Annotated in this window: 19 protein-coding genes and 1 riboswitch; of the genes, 5 read left to right on the plus strand and 14 right to left on the minus strand. The window is 39.5% G+C overall.

Features of this window, described 5'->3' with window-relative positions; genetic code table 11:
• Positions 1–87, minus strand: a riboswitch (purine riboswitch).
• 88 nt (positions 88–175) lie between these two features.
• The gene (locus V7137_RS11110) at positions 176–1,066 is read right to left on the minus strand and encodes an acyl-ACP desaturase (protein ID WP_335698148.1); all 891 of its coding nucleotides are present in this window, start codon (positions 1,064–1,066) and stop codon (positions 176–178) included.
• Between the two features lie 241 nt (positions 1,067–1,307).
• On the minus strand, positions 1,308–2,483 hold the full coding sequence (locus tag V7137_RS11115; RefSeq protein ID WP_335698149.1) for an ABC transporter substrate-binding protein: 1,176 nt from the start codon (positions 2,481–2,483) through the stop codon (positions 1,308–1,310).
• A gap of 499 nt (positions 2,484–2,982) precedes the next feature.
• On the opposite strand from V7137_RS11115, the gene V7137_RS11120 reads away from it, so the two are divergent.
• The 3 genes from V7137_RS11120 to V7137_RS11130 are packed head-to-tail and all read left to right on the plus strand — an operon-like array spanning position 2,983 to position 4,969.
• Entirely contained in the window at positions 2,983–3,219 is a 237-nt protein-coding gene (locus V7137_RS11120) for a hypothetical protein (protein ID WP_335698150.1), read from the plus strand.
• 60 nt (positions 3,220–3,279) lie between these two features.
• On the plus strand, positions 3,280–3,801 hold the full coding sequence (locus tag V7137_RS11125; protein ID WP_335698170.1) for a phosphatase PAP2 family protein: 522 nt from the start codon (positions 3,280–3,282) through the stop codon (positions 3,799–3,801).
• Positions 3,802–3,823: 22 nt separating this feature from the next.
• On the plus strand, positions 3,824–4,969 hold the full coding sequence (locus V7137_RS11130; RefSeq protein WP_335698151.1) for a glycosyltransferase family 4 protein: 1,146 nt from the start codon (positions 3,824–3,826) through the stop codon (positions 4,967–4,969).
• Positions 4,970–5,135: 166 nt separating this feature from the next.
• On the opposite strand, the gene ebgA is transcribed toward V7137_RS11130, so the two are convergent.
• From ebgA to V7137_RS11185, 11 genes are all read right to left on the minus strand, one after another.
• Positions 5,136–8,189: a beta-galactosidase subunit alpha gene (gene ebgA / locus V7137_RS11135; RefSeq protein ID WP_335698152.1), complete on the minus strand. Its 3,054-nt coding sequence runs from the start codon at positions 8,187–8,189 to the stop codon at positions 5,136–5,138.
• Positions 8,190–8,275: 86 nt separating this feature from the next.
• Positions 8,276–9,973, minus strand: a complete 1,698-nt coding sequence (locus V7137_RS11140; protein WP_335698153.1) for an amylo-alpha-1,6-glucosidase — start codon at positions 9,971–9,973, stop codon at positions 8,276–8,278.
• A 15-nt stretch (positions 9,974–9,988) separates the two neighbouring features.
• Complete coding sequence (locus tag V7137_RS11145) at positions 9,989–11,287, minus strand: MFS transporter (RefSeq protein ID WP_335698154.1); 1,299 nt, start codon at positions 11,285–11,287, stop codon at positions 9,989–9,991.
• A 126-nt stretch (positions 11,288–11,413) separates the two neighbouring features.
• Positions 11,414–12,244 (minus strand): carbohydrate ABC transporter permease, encoded by an 831-nt coding sequence (locus V7137_RS11150; RefSeq protein ID WP_335698156.1) that lies wholly within the window; start codon positions 12,242–12,244, stop codon positions 11,414–11,416.
• Between the two features lie 36 nt (positions 12,245–12,280).
• The gene (locus V7137_RS11155) at positions 12,281–13,228 is read right to left on the minus strand and encodes a carbohydrate ABC transporter permease (protein ID WP_218347943.1); all 948 of its coding nucleotides are present in this window, start codon (positions 13,226–13,228) and stop codon (positions 12,281–12,283) included.
• 21 nt (positions 13,229–13,249) lie between these two features.
• Positions 13,250–14,530, minus strand: coding sequence for an ABC transporter substrate-binding protein (locus tag V7137_RS11160; RefSeq protein WP_335698157.1), 1,281 nt, complete (start codon positions 14,528–14,530; stop codon positions 13,250–13,252).
• Positions 14,531–14,651: 121 nt separating this feature from the next.
• Complete coding sequence (locus tag V7137_RS11165) at positions 14,652–15,446, minus strand: response regulator transcription factor (RefSeq protein ID WP_335698158.1); 795 nt, start codon at positions 15,444–15,446, stop codon at positions 14,652–14,654.
• Positions 15,424–17,184, minus strand: a complete 1,761-nt coding sequence (locus V7137_RS11170) for a sensor histidine kinase (protein WP_335698159.1) — start codon at positions 17,182–17,184, stop codon at positions 15,424–15,426. The genes V7137_RS11165 and V7137_RS11170 overlap by 23 nt, the downstream gene beginning before the upstream one ends.
• Before the next feature lie 158 nt (positions 17,185–17,342).
• A complete protein-coding gene (locus V7137_RS11175) occupies positions 17,343–17,564 on the minus strand; it encodes a hypothetical protein (RefSeq protein ID WP_335698160.1) in 222 nt (73 codons plus the stop codon).
• 33 nt (positions 17,565–17,597) lie between these two features.
• Complete coding sequence (locus tag V7137_RS11180) at positions 17,598–18,350, minus strand: NRDE family protein (protein WP_335698161.1); 753 nt, start codon at positions 18,348–18,350, stop codon at positions 17,598–17,600.
• A gap of 41 nt (positions 18,351–18,391) precedes the next feature.
• Positions 18,392–18,925 carry a DinB family protein gene (locus V7137_RS11185; RefSeq protein ID WP_335698162.1) on the minus strand — a complete coding sequence of 178 codons (534 nt, stop codon included), beginning with the start codon at positions 18,923–18,925 and terminating at the stop codon, positions 18,392–18,394.
• A 212-nt stretch (positions 18,926–19,137) separates the two neighbouring features.
• Here V7137_RS11185 and V7137_RS11190 point away from each other — a divergent pair, with 212 nt between their 5' ends.
• Positions 19,138–19,371, plus strand: a complete 234-nt coding sequence (locus V7137_RS11190; RefSeq protein WP_218347949.1) for a hypothetical protein — start codon at positions 19,138–19,140, stop codon at positions 19,369–19,371.
• A gap of 90 nt (positions 19,372–19,461) precedes the next feature.
• Positions 19,462–19,641: a DUF3934 family protein gene (locus V7137_RS11195; RefSeq protein WP_335698164.1), complete on the plus strand. Its 180-nt coding sequence runs from the start codon at positions 19,462–19,464 to the stop codon at positions 19,639–19,641.
• A 160-nt stretch (positions 19,642–19,801) separates the two neighbouring features.
• Here V7137_RS11195 and V7137_RS11200 read toward each other — a convergent pair whose 3' ends face one another.
• The gene (locus tag V7137_RS11200; RefSeq protein WP_335698165.1) at positions 19,802–20,647 is read right to left on the minus strand and encodes a VOC family protein; all 846 of its coding nucleotides are present in this window, start codon (positions 20,645–20,647) and stop codon (positions 19,802–19,804) included.
• Positions 20,648–20,661: the final 14 nt, after the last annotated feature.

The raw sequence follows: 20,661 nt of genomic DNA on the forward strand, positions 1-20,661 counted from the left end.
TCTTCGTAATCAGGAATTTATTGGTTCCTGGTAGAGACCTCCAAACCATATCATTGGAGTTATACGAAATTATTTATTAAATTACTATTGTTCAAGGTTAATAAATTATATTTTAGTTGTCAAGCCTTTAAGCTTCGAATGAATTGGCAATATTTACATTTAATTTGGAAGTAACTTATTTATTTTTATAAAAACGATCTCTTACTCTTTTCAACCGTGCGTGGTAATTTAGAATGTCCAGTCTAGCTTTTTCTGCTTCTGGTGCAATCGGTCTTAATTTTTCCAACTCCCAATAATCAACAATCACATCTAGAACTTGATCAAAATATTCCAATGGACCGTAGTTTGCCTCTTTTGCAATAATGGCCATGCGATCTTCAAAATCAGGCATTACTGTACCAGGCATTTGAAAGTTCTTAATGACATGTCCTAAATGATAACAGTAATTAGGTTCCAATTGGAGATGAAATTTAATCACATCTCGATAAAAGGCATAATGCAACGTTTCATCCTTTGCAAGACGGCGAAGCAGACTAGCTAAATCCTTATCATGCGAACCAGCTACTTTCGCCACGTTATTATAAAAAACCATGGTTGCCAGTTCTTGTAATGAGGTATATACCATAGTTTCAAAAGGCGTGTGATAATCAGGATTCCAGCCATTCTCAACCGTTTGTTTGTGTAATTGGTGGAGTCGCTTGGGATCTACATTGCGTGTAATTAATAAATACGTTTCAATCAGGTTTGAATGCTGATCTTCTTCTGCAGTCCAAGTATGGACAAAATCTTTAATAACCGTTAAAGAACCCTTAAACGTTTGATCTAGATGAGAGGTAAACCACGGCAAGTTCACTTCGGTTAGAAGAGCCGTTTCAACCGCTGTAATAATCGATGCAGGCAGTGTCACCTGGCTTTCATCCCAGGGAACACGTCGGAAATCCATTGCCTTATCCCATGGTAAGAAATCATGGTAACCCCAATCTATTTTTTCAGATCGCTTTTTATGTTCTTCATATAAATCTATAAGTTTAGGCTCCAATCTAAAGTCCAAATCATTTGTTAACATCATAATCCCCCGTTGTTGTCAATATTCGTTAGTTTACCGTACAAACACTCTTAAAAGGTGAGAATGGTCCCTTTTATACCCGTTTAAATATTCTTGAATTACCAATGTTAGGTGATTAAATTTATATCTGGTATTAGTACCTATTACTAATTTAATTATAGCACAACTATTCCGAATCTTACCAACAAATAAAAAAAGTGAAATAGAAGGGACAGTCCTTCCATTTCACCTTTTCCGATTTTTACGGATTCACTTTCGTGTTAAATACTTGTTTACCGTCTTTATATTCTAAAACAGTAGCTGATTTAATAGGATTGTGGTTTTTATCGATAGTAATCGTACCTGTAATTCTAGATAAATCTTTTGTTTTCTCTAAAGCATCTTTAATTTTTGCTGTATCTGTTCCACCAGCACGCTCGATTGCATCCGCTAATAGATAGACCGTATCATAACCAAGTGCATTAAACGCATTAGGAGATTCTCCATTGAACTTTTCTTTATAAGTCGTTACAAACTTTTGAATATTTTTATCTGGATCTTCAGATGTGTAATGGTTCGTGATAAATGTATTGTTTAACGCGTCAGCGCCAGCTAATTCTACTAACTTCGGTGAATCCCAGCCATCTGCTCCCATTAATGGAACAGTAATGCCTAATTCACGAGCTTGCTTTACAATTAAACCAACTTCTTCATAGTATCCAGGAATGAAAATGAATGCTGGATTTTTAGCTTTAATACGAGTTAAGGTAGCACGGAAGTCCGTATCTTTCGCAACATAAGCTTCTTCAGCTACAACTTTGCCGCCTGCCTTTTCGTAAGTCTCTTTAAATGAGGCTGCTAAACCCTTGGCATAATCGCTGGCACTATCTGCAAAAATAGCTGCATTGTTTAATTTTAATTCCTTCGCAGCAAAATTCGCGGCCACAATTCCTTGGAATGGATCAATAAAAGAGGTACGGAAAACGTACTCGTTTAATTTACCATTATCCCCTACTGTTACGTTGGGGCTTGTCCCTGATGGAGTTAATAGGATTGTTTTTGTATCATTGGCAATTTGTGCTTGCGCCACGGTGTCACCGCTTGTAGCCGCACCAATAATCGCTGTTACTTTGTCTTGACTTGTTAACTTGATGGCTCCGTTCGTCGCTTCGGCAGCTTCTGACTTGTTATCTACTTTAACAAGCTCTAGCTTTTTGCCTTTGACTCCACCCTTTTTGTTAATCTCATCGACTGCAATATCAATACCGTTTTCAAGTGACTCCCCATAAGAAGCAACTCCACCGGATAGCTCTAGGTTTACACCAATCTTAATAGTTTTACTTTCACTGCCTGAACTTTCTTTAGCTCCTGAACAACCTGCAAGCACTCCCGCCAATAAGGTGGAGGCCATAAACATTTTTGCCCATTTCTTCTTCATAACTAAGGACCTCTTTCTATTTTTCTTATTTTTCTGACAAATCAAATCGTAGATTGTTAGATTACCTTACACAAAATAACGATATGAATGTCCCTGTGATTTAATTAATATTATTGTAGAACAATTACTCTCATTCGTCTAGTATATTATTCTATTTATTTAAATATTTCTGAAACTTGTGATTTATCAGTTTTTTATGATAGCGCTTCCAATCCTGATCTTATCAAATAGTTATTTAAATTCTCTTTCATATTTTTGTAGGAATTATACTAAAAAAAGAAGTAGGAACGCCCCTCTATCATTTCCATATAAAAACAATTAAGTAGAAAAAAACTATCTACTTTTAAAAAAAGATCGATTGCGCACCCGAAGCTAAAACTTATTGATATAGATATTTTCGAAAATTACAATTACTTAACACACTTTTAACATTAAGTTAAGAAACTATCACCGATTCCTTTATACAATATAAGTAAGCAATATTAATAGGAGGGATTGGATGAAGATTTCCGTGACGGGAGCAGGATTTGATGGACTTGTTGCTAGTACGTGTTTAGCTGAACTAGGGCAAATGGTTATAGGTATTGCTATACATACAAAGGGAATGATCGAAAACGATTTGATTCTTTGTACAAAAACAACGATTCCAGTCGATACGAACCATCTTATCCAACAAAATATCGCGCGAAGAAAACCTCCTAACCAAAAAGCAAGGGTGGTCAATAGTTTGACCTGACATCGACCAAATGCAGGGTTGAAAATGATTAATTGATAAAGGGGAAAGGCATATATGAGAATGATACAGTTGTTTTATGGGTTCGAATGCCGTATATTTCAGCAAGTTAATCGTCATTTTGATAAAAAGGTATTAAATCTTTTTTTTCGTACGGTCACGCACTTTGGTGGAGCGAGATTTACGATCGCCGCAACTTTACTTCTCATCATGTTTTCGCCACGGGAAACTAGAATTGTTGCGATTGCAAGTGCACTTGCGTTATCTGCAAGTCACATTCCCGTACATTTTGTAAAGTTGCTGTTCCCCCGAAAAAGACCCTATTTAATCATTGAAAAAACAAAGTTTCCTGCAAATCCATTACAAGATCATTCATTTCCATCAGGACATACAACAGCGATATTTTCAGTTATGATGCCATTTATCCTATTCATCCCTCAACTTTCCTTTGTCCTGATCCCTTTAGGACTTTGTGTAGGCATATCAAGAATTTACTTAGGCCTTCACTATCCTTCCGATGTGATTGTTGGGGGGCTACTCGGATCACTTACCGGGAGCCTTTGCTTCTATTTATTGTGGTTATGAGGAATAGATTAGGAGGGATTTTATGAAAATTGCCATTTTCACAGATACCTTTTATCCAGACATCAACGGGGTTGCAAGGACGCTTAAACGATTAACTAGTTATTTGGAGGATCAGGAGATCGCTTTTAAGATCTTTGCACCCGATTCTTATTCCAATGAATATCATTCTACCAATATACATCATTTTAAAAGTTGTTCCTTTTTCTTATACCCTGAATGCCGCTTAGCTTTTCCAAACCTACTTCATCTTAAGTCGGAATTAATAGCATTCTCTCCAGATTTAATTCATGTGGCAACCCCTTTCAACATCGGCCTATGTGGTGTCTTTTTTGCCAAAAAATTAAACATCCCCCTTGTCGGTTCCTATCACACCAATTTTGATCATTATTTACACTATTATCACCTTCATTTTCTTTCGAAAATCCATTGGAAATACATGCACTGGTTCTATCAAACCTGTAGAAAACTCTTCGTTCCCTCCACAGATACGTTCCTACAATTAAAACACCATGGATTCTCAAACTTAGAAATTTGGCCAAGAGGCGTAGATTGCCAACTTTATCACCCTTATTATGATAAAAATGCTGTCCGGAACTTTTACTCTACAGAGGGAAAATACCTGCTTATATATGTAGGCAGACTAGCACCTGAGAAAGATATCAAAACACTTTTAGAAGTTGCAAAATCAATCCCAGCTGAGTTAAATGAGAAAATACATTGGTTAATAGTTGGTGATGGCCCATTAAGTGAGCAATTGCAGGCAAATGCTCCCGTAAATATGACCTTTACAGGATTCTTAAATGGTAACGGCTTGGCCGAAGTCTATTCAGCATCTGATCTATTTGTTTTCCCCTCTCCTACGGAGACCTTTGGAAATGTTGTCCTTGAGTCCCTTGCAAGTGGAACCCCTGTCATCGGAGCAAAGGCCGGAGGTGTTAAGAATATCATTAAAGCAGGAGTAACGGGGTATTTATGTAAACCTGGTAATGTACAGGAATTTAGAGATGCGATTATTCAGATTTTATCGAATGATGGACTACGGGAACAAATGGGAATCGCAGGAAGGGATTACGCATTAACACAGAGATGGGACCGGATATTTGAAGATCTTATTTGGCATTACGCTAATGTAATCGAGGAACAAAACAGACTGGAATTTATCTCATGAGAAATTCTGGTCCGAAGTTCTTCGGTGCCATTTTAAAGTTGTTGGAAGAATGCACTAAAGAAGGCACCCTTTAAGTGGGTGCCTTCTTTGAGTGCAACATTTTGTCACTATCTAATCAATCGTTTGATTAGTTGTTCTTTATTCTTTTACGGACCCACCTTAACACTTAGCATTGTTCTCGTCCAAGCTCTACCGCTGTGGATTTTTCAGCATTGAAGGGAGAGATCCGGAATGATAGGGTAAAGTCTTCGAATTTACAACGATATTTTTCTAGTTGATCCTGCCCGCACGAATTGCTGCCGAGACCATTTTGTTTGTAGTCCATATTTAAGACTATATAGTCCCTCGGCTTCAAATCGACTGTATGCTTGGCATTTTCAAGGTCGCTAACTTCATAGTGTGATGTGCTAAAGTTAAAGGTCTCATTCGCGATAAAAATGAGCCCGTTGGCATCATGATCAGTAAAGCTGACCCAGTCACAGTCGGAACGATTGCCATTTTCTTGAGGTTTCACATAATTAGTAAATAACTCATCAACCGTTTTACTGTAGACCCCAAGAGGATTCGCTTGTTTTGAATCTGGATAACTCTCTCCTGGGCCTCTTCCGCGCCATTGCGTTTTATTAAAATCGTTATTTAACTGTAAGCGTAGACCAAGGCGTGGCACCATAACCGGTGCATTTTCTTTTCTCCCCGATGCAATTCCAACAATTCGGCAAAGAATATCACCATCTGGATAAACCATATAGTGATAATTAATTTGATAATACCAAGAACTGTTTGTTGTACCATACAATGCATCCGCATGCCATTCAAATACGCCGTCTTTCAATTCGTAGTGGATATCTTCAACGATTTCATGTCCGAGATGCATGAAATATTTTCCTCTATAATCATTAAGCAAGTACATGTCATTGTCAATTGGTGCACGCCAGAAGTTAAACTGCGGGCCCTTTTCAATCTGTATTTTCCCATTCCGAGTTACTTGTTTAAGTGTTCCTTTGACACAATCGAAGGTAATGGTAAAATCATTACCACTTACATTCAGGAACGCTCCCTCTTTTTTAACCAGGAGTTCGCCATCATCATGCGCTTTAGGTAATTTTGACCTTCCCGAGAGCACAAAGGAAGCGTTCGCTAATTCATGTCCTTTTGCTGCCCAAGATGTATCCTGATTTAGTTTATATGAAAATACCAAATAATAATTGGCTCCGCTTACTTTTTCAATGTCCTGTCCAACTGTCAGCTGAATCTCTGCTGTTTCCCGTCCCGCCATCTTTGGAAGCTCTATATCAAAGGCTTCAATCAATCGGTCATCTTCAAATAACGAACATGTTAAATTCAAATGGTCTAATGATAAAAAATCATATCGATTAATGAGCCGGAAAATGCCCTTCTCGGTATCAATCCATTCTGTTTGAACTGGTTCAATCACTTTTTTATACTCATATAGACTTGGGGACGGTGTACCATCCGGCATGATTAACCCATCGATGCAGAAGTTTCCATTCGTCGGGTCATCACCAAAATCGCCGCCATACTGGTAATAAATCGTACCATCCTCTGCCACCGTTTCAATCCCGTGGTCAAACCATTCCCAAACGAATCCACCTTGGAGCTTATCATATTTATAAAATAAGTCTTGATATTCTTTTAAATTTCCAGGTCCATTTCCCATGGCATGGGCATATTCACAGAGAATATGTGGTTTTTTGGACTTTTCAATCACCTTGTCCATAGTTCGTCTTTCCTTATGTTCAAGCCATGTATACATCGTGCTGTATACATCGGTCACCTCTGCTTCAAAATCTCCTTCGTAATGAACAAGTCGTGTCGGATCCATTTCCTTTGCACGCTTGGCCATAGTTCGGAAATTATCACCAAATGCAGACTCATTTCCGAGCGACCACATGATAATACAAGGATGGTTTTTATCACGCTCAATCATCCTTTCCAGCCTTGAAACATAAGCCGTTTCCCAGTCTGGATCATTACTGATCCAATCATACTTTCTTGTCAATTCAAACCCATGACATTCTAAATCCGTTTCATCAATCACATACATCCCGTATTGATCACAAAGATCATAAAGGTAATGAGCATTTGGATAATGTGCCGTACGAATGGCGTTGATATTATTTTGTTTCATTGTCTTAATATCGCGCACCATTTCCTCTCTCGTAACTACTCGACCTGTCCTCGGGTTGTAGTCATGACGATTCACGCCTTTGAACTTAATTGCCACACCATTTACGAGGAAAGTATCATCCTCCATGACAATGGAGCGGAATCCTACATGCTGATGGATAACCTCTATGATTTCTCCATTTTCCTTTACTGTCATATAGAGATTGTATAAATGGGGCTGCTCTGCACTCCATTTTAAGGGTGACACTAAATACTTGCTAAAAGGTTCGTCAGCCCCTTTTTCCTCGCTAAAAACTTGCTTGCCTTCTGGATCCATTAATTGATAAGTAATAGTTTGGTTGCGTTGTTGCGTCAGCACAACTGAAACGGTGAGGGTGGCGTCCTTCCACTCCTTATCAAACTCTGTGGTAACCGTAAAGTTATATAGTCCGGAAACTGGTCGGGTATATAGTTCAACATCACGGAAAATTCCGCTTAGCCACCACATATCCTGGTCTTCTAAATACGTTCCATCTGACCACTGAAACACACGGACAGTCATGGTGTTTGTACCTTGCCTGCACAGTTTCGTAACATCAAATTCTGATTGAATCCGAGCACCTTTACTATAACCAGCGAATTCTCCATTAATATACAATTCGAAGGCAGAATCGACCCCATTAAAACGCAGGATTAATTGTTCTCCTTCTAAATTCCGATCTAACTCAAATTCTCGGCGATAAATGCCCGTCGGGTTTTCTGTTGGGACACGCGGTGGAATAATCGGGAAATTGTACCATAGATCAGAATAATGCATTTTCCCGTATCCTTGCATTTGCCAGTTGCCAGGCACAACAATATCGTCCCAATCTTTCGTATCTAAATTGTCATGATAAAAGCCATCCGGCCAATATTCGGGGGCTTCGAGAAAAGTAAATTTCCATATTCCGTTAAGGTTTTGAAAATAGCGGCTATTGACCGCATCATCCGTTTCTGCCGCACCAAATGAAGGATAGCTGTTAAAGTGAGCACGGGCACTCATGCGGTTTATACCATCTGTATGGATGTCTTCCCATCTTTTTAATTTTTTCATCATATAGCCCCTCAATCGTTTAAGTTTTTATTCCAATTCCGGAGGTAACCTAAAATATTTAAAGATTTAGCTGTCTTATCTATTCTTCAACGCTTCTTCTCTGCAGCGAGAAGATGTCCAAGGATAAGGAATACACTTGAGGTCCAAGTAAATGCCGGATCCCGAAGTCCATTCCCAGTTAGTGCATCATAGTTTTCCGCCATACCTGATTTGGTTGCCATTGCACAGAATTTTTCCGCCACCTCGAGAGCTAAATCCATTTTGCCGGATGAAAGCAATCCATCGGCGAGCAGCATAGTGGTTGGTGCCCAAATTGGACCTCGCCAATAACCATCTTCCCTGTAAAACGGACTATCCGGCATCTCGGTTGCCAGTCCATATTCTGTTAAAAATCCCTTTGTTGTTATATCTTCTACTAGCCTATTTAAGATTTCAGGCGGAAGCCTATTTCCGAGAATCAGAGGGACATATAAAACTAGACTGTTAGATTCAATGACTTCATGTGTACCTGACCGCTTTGCTACAAAGCGTTGTCCGTCCCAAAAATGGTCAATCAGCCTATTTAACAATGCTTGAGACTCATCTTTCCATTTTCTAGCTTCATCATTTTTTCCGAGCTTACCAGCTATATCCGACAGAACCTCCATTTGCAGCACTAGGAAAGAGGATAAGTCGGGACTTTCAACTGGTGTCCCTTTGTGAAAAATTGTGCTATTATCCCAACCACTGTCATTTCCGTGATTGTATTGCGGAATCCCGTCATGGTCGCTGTCCTGAAAAGTCAGCCACCATTTCGTCCATTTTACAAGCGGCTGGTACACTTCTCGCAGTTTATCCTCTGTAACAAAATCATTTTGTTCCCACATGCGCCATAGTGTCCATCCATGGATGGGCGGTTTGGTAAAATTCCATAACGCAGACCTGTTATTGACGAAATCAGGCAGCATCCCGGATTCATCCTGCAAATCAAAAAAGATCATAAATTGGTCCCAGGCGAGGTCAGGGTTTTTTTGGGCTAATGCTAAGGCATTAAAGCAGTGATCCCAGCTCCAAATATTTGTCATCCAGTTCTTCGACATATACATCGCAGGCCTAGTCAGCATTCCTTCAGGTGGAACAACGCAGGACCAAGTAATATAGGAGGCTTCTTCTTTACCTTTTGCATACATTTCCGGTATCTCAAGGGTATTTTCCAGCCATGACTCATATTCCTTTGCAACATTATTATGTCCTTTTGCAAAAGCTGAGTAGGAACGATCCGTGTAAATGGTCGTAAACTCCTCAAGCACACCTTCCATTTCCCCCATGTCCGACTCCGGAAGAAAGTCGACAATAATTTTTTCACAGCGTTGTTCAATGAAAGGGGCGTCCACTACGAGGCGTCCCTTTATCGAAGTAAGCATGTACCTCATTTCCTGACGGGAATGGTTAACTTCCCAACGATGCTCCTCCACAGGGACAGCATAATCATAAGCACCAGTAATTCCAGTCAGCCTTACCCCTGTTCCATGACTTCTTATTTGTAAAACGCGGGCTTCAGTTATACAAAATTCAGCAAACCCTTCTGCACCTTCGAGCCGGAGCATACTTGGAGTTAGGACTGCCTGATATGGCAGGGGGTTCCCCTCATGAATAAGATCAATCCGGAATACTTCGCCAAACTCATTGTCTCCGTTTCGGATATTGCGAAGGTAAAGTGGACTATCCCCCTTGTCATTGTGATTTGGTGAAATTGTAATAAAAGAACCATAGCGGCTGAAGGGGATTTTTTTTATATCAAACATAAGCTTCACTCTCTTTCAACATTCATTTGTTATACTGTCCTTGGTGTTCACCCGAAAGTCTTGATCTACTTCAAAGAACTTTGGTCTGATTACATAAATAAAATACGCATATCCGAGGAGGAGAAGCAGTCCTGACAAAATAAACGGAAGTGTATAGTTTTTTCCAGCTAGGATTAATCCGACTAAAAATGCGGCTAATGCGGATCCAATGCTTCGAAATACTGCTCTCATCCCCGCATACAAATCCCTCTCCTCATCCTTAAATGATGACATGGATAGACTGTCAACCAGATTGGTCAGAATTGTAAAAACCCCACCTCTAACTAATAACAGCGTAGAAAAGAAATAAGGGTGAATGTTAAAAAATAAAAGAAAACAAAGCAAGATATTCACCATGTAAATATAGAGAAAAGTCTTTTTCACCCCGAAGCGGTCAATCAGTGCTGGTGAAAAAACAGAACCAATAAACAGTGCCAGACCATTTAGAGCCAACAGCATCGACACAGCTTCATTTGAGAAATCGAAACGAAACTTAATAAATAAATTCAAGTATGGCTGTAGACAGGATACGGCACCACCAGTAATCAGTGCGAAAACAGCAAAGAACAATAATTTTTGCTGTAAATCACTCGTATGCTTTCCTTTAGTCTTACGGATAGGCTTTCGTTCAGGAACTTTTATTCTCTGATCGTCTTTATCTTCAAGAGCAACTGCTTTCTCTCGCTTCTCAGTCGGAAGTAGGCCTCCCCTTGTAAAGGCTAATAATAGAAACAATATCGATGTGGCTAGTAATGTATTTTGGTAGCCTCTCTCTGATAGCTCTATCCAATTCGGCAAGAAGCCGCCGATTAAGGTTCCCACTCCCGTAAAGGCAGTAAACACTGCGAATAAAAAGCTATAAGCTTGGGTTTCTTCCCTTTTCGATCGGCTATAATGGAACAACAACTGTATTTCCGTCGTTTCCACAAGTGTTAGGCCAATCGAAACCACAAATTGAGCCAAAAAAAAGAATGCAAAGCCTTCTGCAAAAGCAAAAATGCTGCATCCAATGGCAATGCTAGTAATCCCTGTTACCAGCAGCTTTTTCCGACCGGTTTTTTTAGCTAAGATACTTACAGGGATTGCAAAGATTCCCATTACTAAAATCCCCATCGATATGATGAGTCCAATTTGCCTTTCTGTCATACCCATTTCAATTAAATGCAGATTCAAGATTAAGGTAAACATTCCAATGCTCAGCCCGTACAGAGATTCAGTGGCCAAAAACCGTTTCACACCAGATGGCAAAGTAAGAAATCTTAATGACTGTATCATAGAGTGTTTCAACCTTTCATTTTTAAAAAATTTCGGAGGAATACACCCCCAGCAATAAAACTAACTAATCAGAAAAGGAGTTCCCCCTCTGATTAGTTCCTGTTACGTAATCATAATGATCACTTGTTATCCCTTTACTCCTGACTTAGAAACATCCTCTACAATGTAGCGCTGTGCAGCGAAGAAAAGAATAAGCGGCGGGATGCTGATTAGGAAGGTAATGGCCATGATTCCTTCCATATCTACGCCAAACATTCCTTTGAACTGCGCAAGCCCAAGTGTCAGGGTATATTTGCTCTGGTCATTCAAAAATACGAGCGGTCCTAGGTAGTCATTCCAACAGTTCAACATGCTGAACACCCCGACTAGAATTAATATCGGCTTCATGAGCGGCAAGTAAATTTTGTAAAAAATTTGAAAAGTGTTTGCACCATCTATTTTTGCTGCTTCATCTAACTCTTTTGGTATGCCCATGATAAATTGGCGCATCAAGAAGATATAAAATGGTGCACCGAACCAGGCAGGTACAATCAGCGGTTTCAGTGTATTAATCCAGCCTAAGAAATTAAATTCCATATATAAAGGAATCATTGTCACTTCCCACGGAATCATCATTGTGGCAAGAAGTACCATAAATAAGAAATCTCTTCCCTTAAAAGTAAACCTAGCAAACCCATAGGCGACCAGCGAAGAGGAAACAATTTGACCAAGTGTTGCCAAGATTGTCACCGTGAGTGAATTAGTTAGAAATTGTGTGAATGGCTGAGAAATCCACGCTTCCTTAAAATTCTCAAAGTGCAGACTGGAAGGAATCCACTTTGGCGGGAACAGATAGAGTTCTTCTGGTGATTTTAACGAAGTCGTCACCATCCAAAATAAAGGCGCCAAAAATAACAGCGAGAAAAAGATTAAAAGACCGTATATTAAGGTTTTTTCAACCCTGCTTTTCATTTTCATAGTAAAACCCCTCGTATCAATTGATTGGCTGCAATTTTATTTCTTCTTCTTCACTTCTCCTTCGTAGTAGACCCAGGCTGACGAGGATTTAAACACTAACATCGTTAACCCTAAGACAATCAAAAACATAAACCACGCATTTGCGGAGGAATAGCCCATTTTAAAATATTTAAAGGCATTTTCATAAACATACATTGCGTAAAAATATGTTGAATTGAGCGGTCCTCCGCCGGTTAATAGCAGGGCTAACGTCAATTGTTGGAAAGCCGCGATAATTGTTGTGATGACATTAAATAAAATCGTTGGTGTCAAAAGCGGCAAGGTGATTTTGAAAAACTGAGTTATTTTATTAGCTCCATCGATCGATGCTGCTTCATAAAGTTCAGCCGAAATTCCTTTTAAACCTGCCAAGAAGATTAACATCATTGTCCCTTGACCCCAAAGGCTGGCAATCACCATCGCGATAAGTGCCCAACCGGTCTCATTCAGCCAGTTAGGACCTGTGATGTCGACCAAGGAAAGAAAGTAATTAAGAATACCGTATTCACCGTTGAAAACCCAAGCCCAGATCATCGCAAGGGCTACGCCGGAGATGACCGATGGAAGGTAGAAAAAAGTTCGGAAAAAGGAGTGTCCCTTTACGTTTTGATTCAATAAAATTGCTAAAACTAGGGCTACAATGATATTTAAAGGAACGAACAATGCGGCGAATTTCACCGTCACCCATAAGGATTTCCAAAACAGTGGATCATCTGTAAACATGGTCTTGTAGTTATCAAGGCCAATAAATGTTGCCTCACCGACAACCGGCCAATCATAAAAGCTGATAAATAGTGAATATAGTAATGGTCCGAGCGTGAAAGCAAGAAACCCGATCACCCATGGGGAGATAAAAAGAAGGGGGACAATCTTGTCCCACTTTATTTTCTTTTTCTTATTTATTTCCACATAAGGCGTTGAAGAGGCAGGTATAGATTTCATCATGAACACCTCATTTATTTAGTCTTACTTTTTGATGTATTTCGCAGAGTCCCGAACTGCTTTATTTAGTAGTTTCTCGGCATCCTGCCCAAGCATAGCTGCATTTACAGCAGCAGACAAGTTACGGTTAATTTCATTCCAATTGTTGTTTAAAAGAAATGCTGGTATATCATCCGATCGTTCAAGCATTTTATAGAACGGGCTTAATAACGGATCCTGTTCCATATTCCTAGCTTTTACAACACTGATTCGAACTGGTAAGTCGGCCGTACGCATGTTAATTGCTTCAGGTGAGGAATAAAACTTCACAAATTTATAAGCAAGATCTTTATGCTTAGAATCCTTTGCTACCGAAACGGCAGATGAAGCAATGACTCCTTTTGTGGGCTTTTCGCCAAATGAAGGAACTTCAACCGTACCGAAATTAATTTTAGCTTCTTTAAATCCTGCTAAAGGCCAAATACCACTTTCCCACATTGCGATTTTTCCTGCCTTAAAAATATCATCACCGCTTTGTTGGTTTTTCCCACCAACCAGAACAGCGCTTTTATCCTTAAGAAGGTTACTTAAAAGTTGGATTGATTCAATTGTTTCAGGACTGTTCATATAGCCCTTAACTTCTTTCCCGTCTTTACTGATGAAGCTGCCGCCATTGCTCCAAACCAATCCTTGGAGATCATACGTATCTGGCTCTGGCACTATTCCAAAACCGTATTGCTTTTTGCTTGGGTCAGATAATTTTTTGGAAATCCCTTTAAAATCTTCCCAAGACCAGCCATCCTTTGGATAAGGGACATTTGCCGCATCAAATAAATCTTTGTTGTAATACATAACCCTTGTTGTAAATCCAGCAGGCATTCCATAAATTTTCCCATTCATGCTGGAATAATTAAATAATCCTTGGTAAAAATCATCCATATCCATTTCTGAATCGCCTTCGATGTACTGGTCAAGCGGCTCGAGTGACTCGTAGTATGCTGGAAAATTCCACATATACATCATATCCGGTGGATTTTTTGCTCCAAAGGAAGCAGCCAGCTTCTGATCAAATCCATCACCATAAGCTTCCACTTGAACTTTTACACCGGGATTCTTTTCCTCAAATTTTTTGGCGATATCCTGTTGAATTTTCAGTGCCTCACCGGAGTCCCAAGTAGCAAAGCGAAGGGTAACATTTCCTTTACCATCCTTCTCTTCTCCAGTTCCTCCAGAAGTATTTTCTCCTGAACTGCTGTTCGAACATGCTGCCAAGGAGAAGACACTAACTAATAATAAAATCATTGCTAGGATGCTGATTTTCCTCATTCTGAATTTCCCCCTCTTTAGATAAAAAATTAACCGCCTTCATTGTACTTCTAATGAAAGCGGTCTCACACTGAAATTCATCTTAAATTGTTAGTAATAATGTTTTAATTTTCTGTGAAGATTACGGAATAGGGGTAAAATTGTCCGGATTGATTCTCCTTTTTGTTAGACGATAGTCAGATGGTGTATATCCCGTACATTTTTTAAACCATTTGCTAAAATATTTCCCGTCTTGCACCCCGACTTTCTCTCCTATTTCCTGTAAAGTAAGAGAAGTGGTTTCAAGTAATTCACTAGCAGCATTGATCTTTAACTTTTCTGTGAATGTATGGAAGCTTTCTCCTACTGACTTACTAAAAAGGGTACTAAAATGGCTTCTACTAAGGCCAACCTCATAAGCAACATCCACCGAAGAGTAAGATTTTGATAAGTCTTTCGTGATTAGCTGAACAGCTTTTTGAATTGGTTCCGGCCAATTTTCATTAACCTCTATTATTAGGACTTCTGGTTCATTCGAGTTTTGTTTTTTACTTTCTAATTTTTGAAGTTCATTAGAAAATTGATTTAGGTATTCTTCAAATTCATCATCTTGAAAAGCTGTTTTTAAAATATAACCTGAAGCACCCACTTTAATACCTTCCTGGGCATATTCGAAATCCCGATGGCAGCTTAAAAGCAGGATTTTTGTATCAGGAGCTGCTTGTTTAATTTTCCGGGCCAAGTCAATGCCGTTTAGTTCTGGCATAACAATATCTGTAATGACTACCTCAGGTGAGTATTCAAGAAACACTTCCCATCCTTTTTGGCCGTTAGACGCATCCGCTACCACTTCCATATTGTATTTCTGCCAGTTTACCGTTGCCATTAACCCTTTTCGGACGATGTATTCATCATCAACTACTATGACTTTGATCATTGGTCATCCTCCTTTTTGGCCAGTGCATTTTGATTGTTGTTCCCTGCTTTAGTTTAGATTCGATTATAAGTCCATATTGATTTCCAAAATGAAGTTTCAGCCGTTGATCAACATTATACACGCCTATTCCCCGTGCTTTGTCATTAGGCAAATGGTCTTTAAGTAAGTCTAGGGCTGTTTGTTCACTCATTCCTTTTCCGTTATCGCTCAAGGTAAGTTCGAGATAGTCTGATCTATCCTCAATGGTTAATTCCATTACTCCCTTTCCATCTTCAAAGGCATGAAAAAATATATTTTCAAATAATGGCTGAAGGGACAGGCGGGGGATTAAATAATCGGTGCAATCAGCACTGACCTGTTCATGATAGTCAAACATATGTCCAAAACGAATTTCCTGCACTTTCAAATAATGCCTTATCGTATCGAGTTCTTTTTTTAACGGAATTAACTCATCAGAAAAATTGAGATTTTCATGGAGAACTTCCGTCAGATGGTAGATCATTTGCTGAACTTCCTTAGCGTTACTAAGCCTTGCCTTCCACTGAATGGAGTTTAGCGTATTAAACAACAAATGTGGATTGATTTGATAATGAAAAGCCCTTAACTCTGCTTTCCTTTTTAACCGTTCAGTCTCACCGATTTCATCAATTAATTCCTTAATTTGCTGGACCATCTGATTAAAGCTGATCGTTAATTTCCCAATTTCATCATTTTCTTTTACAGGAATCTGAGTCTGCAGCTCACCAACACTTACTAGTTCCATTGATTCCTTCAACTTTCTGATTCGTTTTGCAAGCGGTGCAGAAAAGACCATCGCTAGTATGATAGCCAGGATAATTAAAAAGAAAATACCCAGCATAGTATAGTTAAAGATAACATCCGAAGATTGGTAAAATAGTTTTTCAGGGACTCGGACTTCAATTTTCCAGCCAAAGGCATTAATATTTTTCACCCTGACAACGTCACTGGAAAGTCTCTCCCTATTTGCCTTTGTTCGGTAAAGGACCTTATTCTTTTCATTATAAATGGTTATAAAGGCGTGGACATCTCTTTCAAGATACGTAATATATGAAAAAATCTCCTCGGCATTCGTCTCTATCAGCAGCTTGCTTCCCTTTAAAATTCCATATTGGCTCTGGATCGGCAATACAAGCCCAATCATTTGTTCAGGGGCTTTGCTGCTTTCATAATGATTAGCTTTATAAAATCCAATCCAGCGATCCCCTTGTTTTATTTTGCTTGCTTCCTTCCAAAAAGGCATTTGAAACAGTTTTTGAGAATTGAGATGATTTCCCCCATAATAATATCCGGAGTTTGTTATTAGGTAGATTCCTTTCGTATTAAAAGTTTTATGGGCTTCAAGGAACCTCTCAAAATTCTTTTTCTCTATGAATCCTTCATAAGTCCTTGGAATCTCTTCTTTAATGACTATTAAGGTAGGGTCGGATAAATATTGATGTATATCGTTTGAGACGACAAACATCTGATTAATCGTATTTTCTAATTGCTTTTCAAGCTGTGAAACAGCAAAGTTTTCATAATCATTAAATTGTTTATTTACAATCGTGGTAGATTTTTGATAGGAGAGATAACCAAATAATAGAAGAGGAATCAGTGCCACCACGATGAAAAACAGCATCAACTTAGTGCGAAAGCTACCATACAATTGATTTTTAAGTTTTGTGGTTATATTTTTAATAACTTCGAACATCCTATTCAAACCTAGTTGTTTTCGCATGATTTCACAGTCTCCATAACAGCAAGTCTCTTCCTTGTATTACTCGTAATCGTTTTCATAAAATCACCCTAATCATAAACCAGAGTTGTTATAATTTCCATAGACAACACCTGTGTTTTTAGTTGGTAGTTAAGACCACTTTTATGAAAAAGGCACTGTTAAATCGGCATGTTGATTTCCGCTCCAGGCGCTTCGCTTTCCGCGGGCAGTTCGGGGAGCCTCCTTGTCCCGTACTCCCGCAGGAGTCTCGCGTCTTCCGCTCCAATCAACATGGCAAAAATATTAACAATAACCTTTAACACTGTCTTTTCATACGAAAAACAACAATTAATGCGAAAACTGCCAAAATAAAAAAATGAAGCATCAAGGAGAGACTGCATTCCTTGACCCTTCATTTGGATCACAAAGTTCTATCATTCAATCTTATATTGTTGTTCACTTATGCCATCCTTAGAGAAAACTCGTTCTACGTATTGAATTTCTTTGTCGGACATCATCAGGACTGTTGAGCTCCTCGTCCCATAATTTTCACTTTTTATAAACAGCGGAGAGAGCCTTCTTTCCCACTCTAAAGAAACACCTGTCTTCGGAAGGAGTTCATCGGGAGCTTGGTCTGCATCTTGAAGGATACAAAGAAGCCTCTCTACAAGTTCATCCTTTTCCCCGTTAATGATTGTGGACATGCCCTTCTTACCTTTTTGGACCTTTGGCCACTCGGTATTTAATAAATGATTGCTGACCCCATAAATTCCTGGCTCGATCTTTTGAAGTTCTTGTCCTTTATTGGAATAATAGTATAGTTCTTTCCGATCCCCCGCCAATAAGTTATAACCGGGATACAGATCCTTACGTTCTTCAAGATTTTTCAGATAATCCTTCACATTTCCTTTATATTTCAGCGCATCGGCCACCAACTCCCCCCGTGACCGCTTTCCGGCTGCTACTTCCTCGGGGTCGCGATAGTTGGTTAACGCCACAAACCGTCCCGTTGTAGTAACCCCCATCCAAGTGCCCATTTTTTCTAAATCCCTGCCGGCAAGGATGCCAGGACTGTCTTCCCAATAATGTGCCGGGGCAGTTGGCCTCCCGTAAAATTCATCTCGGTTTGCCGCCACAATGAGTTTGAAAACTGGATGGACTTGATAGGCAAATAGGATTAAACACATGAAAAATCACAGCCTTCATAAAATTTTATCCATGGCTTTTTTCACCGATTCCGATTACTCAGCATTTTTTTGATCAAGCGAATTTGGCCTCGATGACTCAGTTCATCTTCAAACACATGGAACCATTTAAAGAAATTATTTGCAGGACGCTCCCACCAAAATGGGGTTTGTTCATATAACCAGTCATCCGGAAGTGTTTTAAACGTTTCGATTGTGGTGTTCCTCGTTTCGGCTAATTGCTCCAAGTAATAATCAATTGTATTTCCTTTAATTTGTTCTCGCCCGAGGCTTCCCAAATCTAATCCGGGAAGTAACTTGCTCAACTCTTTCTCAGTGAGATCACGGTTCTCAAACGTTTCTATCTGATACGCCTTCTCGACCGCAGCCAAATGGGCTAATAACATTCCAATTGAATTTGCTCCCTCATCGTAAAGGAAGTCTAGTTCTTCCACTGTTAGGGCCTTTACGGCTTCAGTTGTCGTGTACCTCGTATAATTCATCATCGAAACCAATTTACTGAATTCCAAGCCTAAACCGTCTTTTTGATCAATTACATATAATGTATCCAAATTCATTCAATTACCTCCATCTGGAAAAATAATGCATCCATTCTTATTCGCCATCTTCCTCGTAATCCCTTTTAACCTAGTTGAATCCTTTCATGTTTCCCGGTCTAATTATGAGGGTTCAAATTGCTAATAAGAAAATAACTCTATTGCTGATGTTTAATCGCAACTTTGGAAATGATAATACCTATGACCGAATTTACTTGGAGGTGTTGTTTTCCATGTCAGAATTAGAACCCCTAGAATACGAAACTGGCACGGCTATTCGCGAATATGACGTTATTAAAATTACCCAAACGGCCACAGGGTATGAAGTGCTGCTTGATATCGAATTAGATAGCGGCTATTCCTTAGCGAGAACAAAGTTAGAAGTCACCCATGAGGATTTATTAGGCTATGAGACGAACGAAATCGAAGAAGGAATTAAATATGCCTTGGGGTTTTTCAATCATTAACGAACGAATATTTCAGGGCAAATCACCATGAACTGTGTTAAACTAACCAACGACGGTTAGATGTACGTACATTAATGATGGAGTGGTTAAATGAGTAGTGCGAAAGGGAAAGGCGGAACCGGCAGAGGAACAGGCAAAAAGGGCTGGACTCGTTGGCAAGCTGGAGTAAAAAAAGCAAAAAGCGCCAAGCCGTATGTCAGCAAAGGTGTGAAAAGATCCACTGACGAAAAAAACACCAATGCTAATAAAGGTAACACATCTGAAAAATAGTGACATTAAAAGGACTTGGGAAAACTTTATATCCCCAAGTCTTTATTTTTTATAAAGTTAAGCGACAAAGGGTGTCAGGCACCGCCCGTGGACAAATGTCCACGAGTGGTGCCTGACACCTTATCTTTGACACCTTATCTTACGATTCTCCCACATGCATTTAAATCACTAAGCGGATTTGATTTCCTGAAGGATCTTCTGTTACAAAGAAATCTGCTTCCTCTGTTACCTGCGCCCCGATTTGCTTGAGTTGGTTAATAGCTTTCTCTCTTGCAGCTTGATTAGGGAAAACGAGTGAATACCAATTTAATCCAACACTGTTTTTCGGTGGGGTTACTGCCCCCTGTCCCTGCCAAGTATTGATGGCAATATGGTGATGATATCGCCCGGATGAAAGGAAAGCTGCTTGTGGATAGTAACTTACAACCTCCAAACCAAGCCCTTTCGTGTAAAATTCTTCTGCTTTTTTCAAATCTGCTACATGAAGGTGAATGTGGCCCATAAGCGTGCCAACTGGCAATCCGGTCCATTCTGCATCACTTTCTGCGATAATTCCATTTCCGTCAAGCTCTTCTGTCGCCATTTCTACTAAACCATTGTTCCATTTCCATTCAGAAGAAGGGCGGTCCCGGTACACTTCAATTCCATTACCGTCTGGATCATTAAGGTATAACGCCTCACTTACATAATGATCTGCAGCACCGAGTGGGTATCCCGTTTGAATGATGTGCCGTAAAAAGACCGATAGATCCGCTCGTGAAGGAAGCAAGATGGCAAAATGATATAACCCTGACGTACGTCCTGTTTTCGCCACCACATCTTTCGGCTGCTCAAGCGTTAGTAATGGGGTTTTTCCGTCGGCGGTTAAGACTGCTTGACGTTCTGATTTCTCCAATACTTGAAAACCCATGATATTTTGATAAAAGGTTAAAGAATATTCTAGGTTTTTTACTTTAATATCGACCTCACCGACATAAATGTTTGGAGCTTGATGAAATTTATCCATTTTCTCCTCATCCT

The organism is Neobacillus drentensis (genome assembly GCF_036962765.1).
GTDB lineage: Bacteria > Bacillota > Bacilli > Bacillales > Cytobacillaceae > Neobacillus > Neobacillus drentensis_C.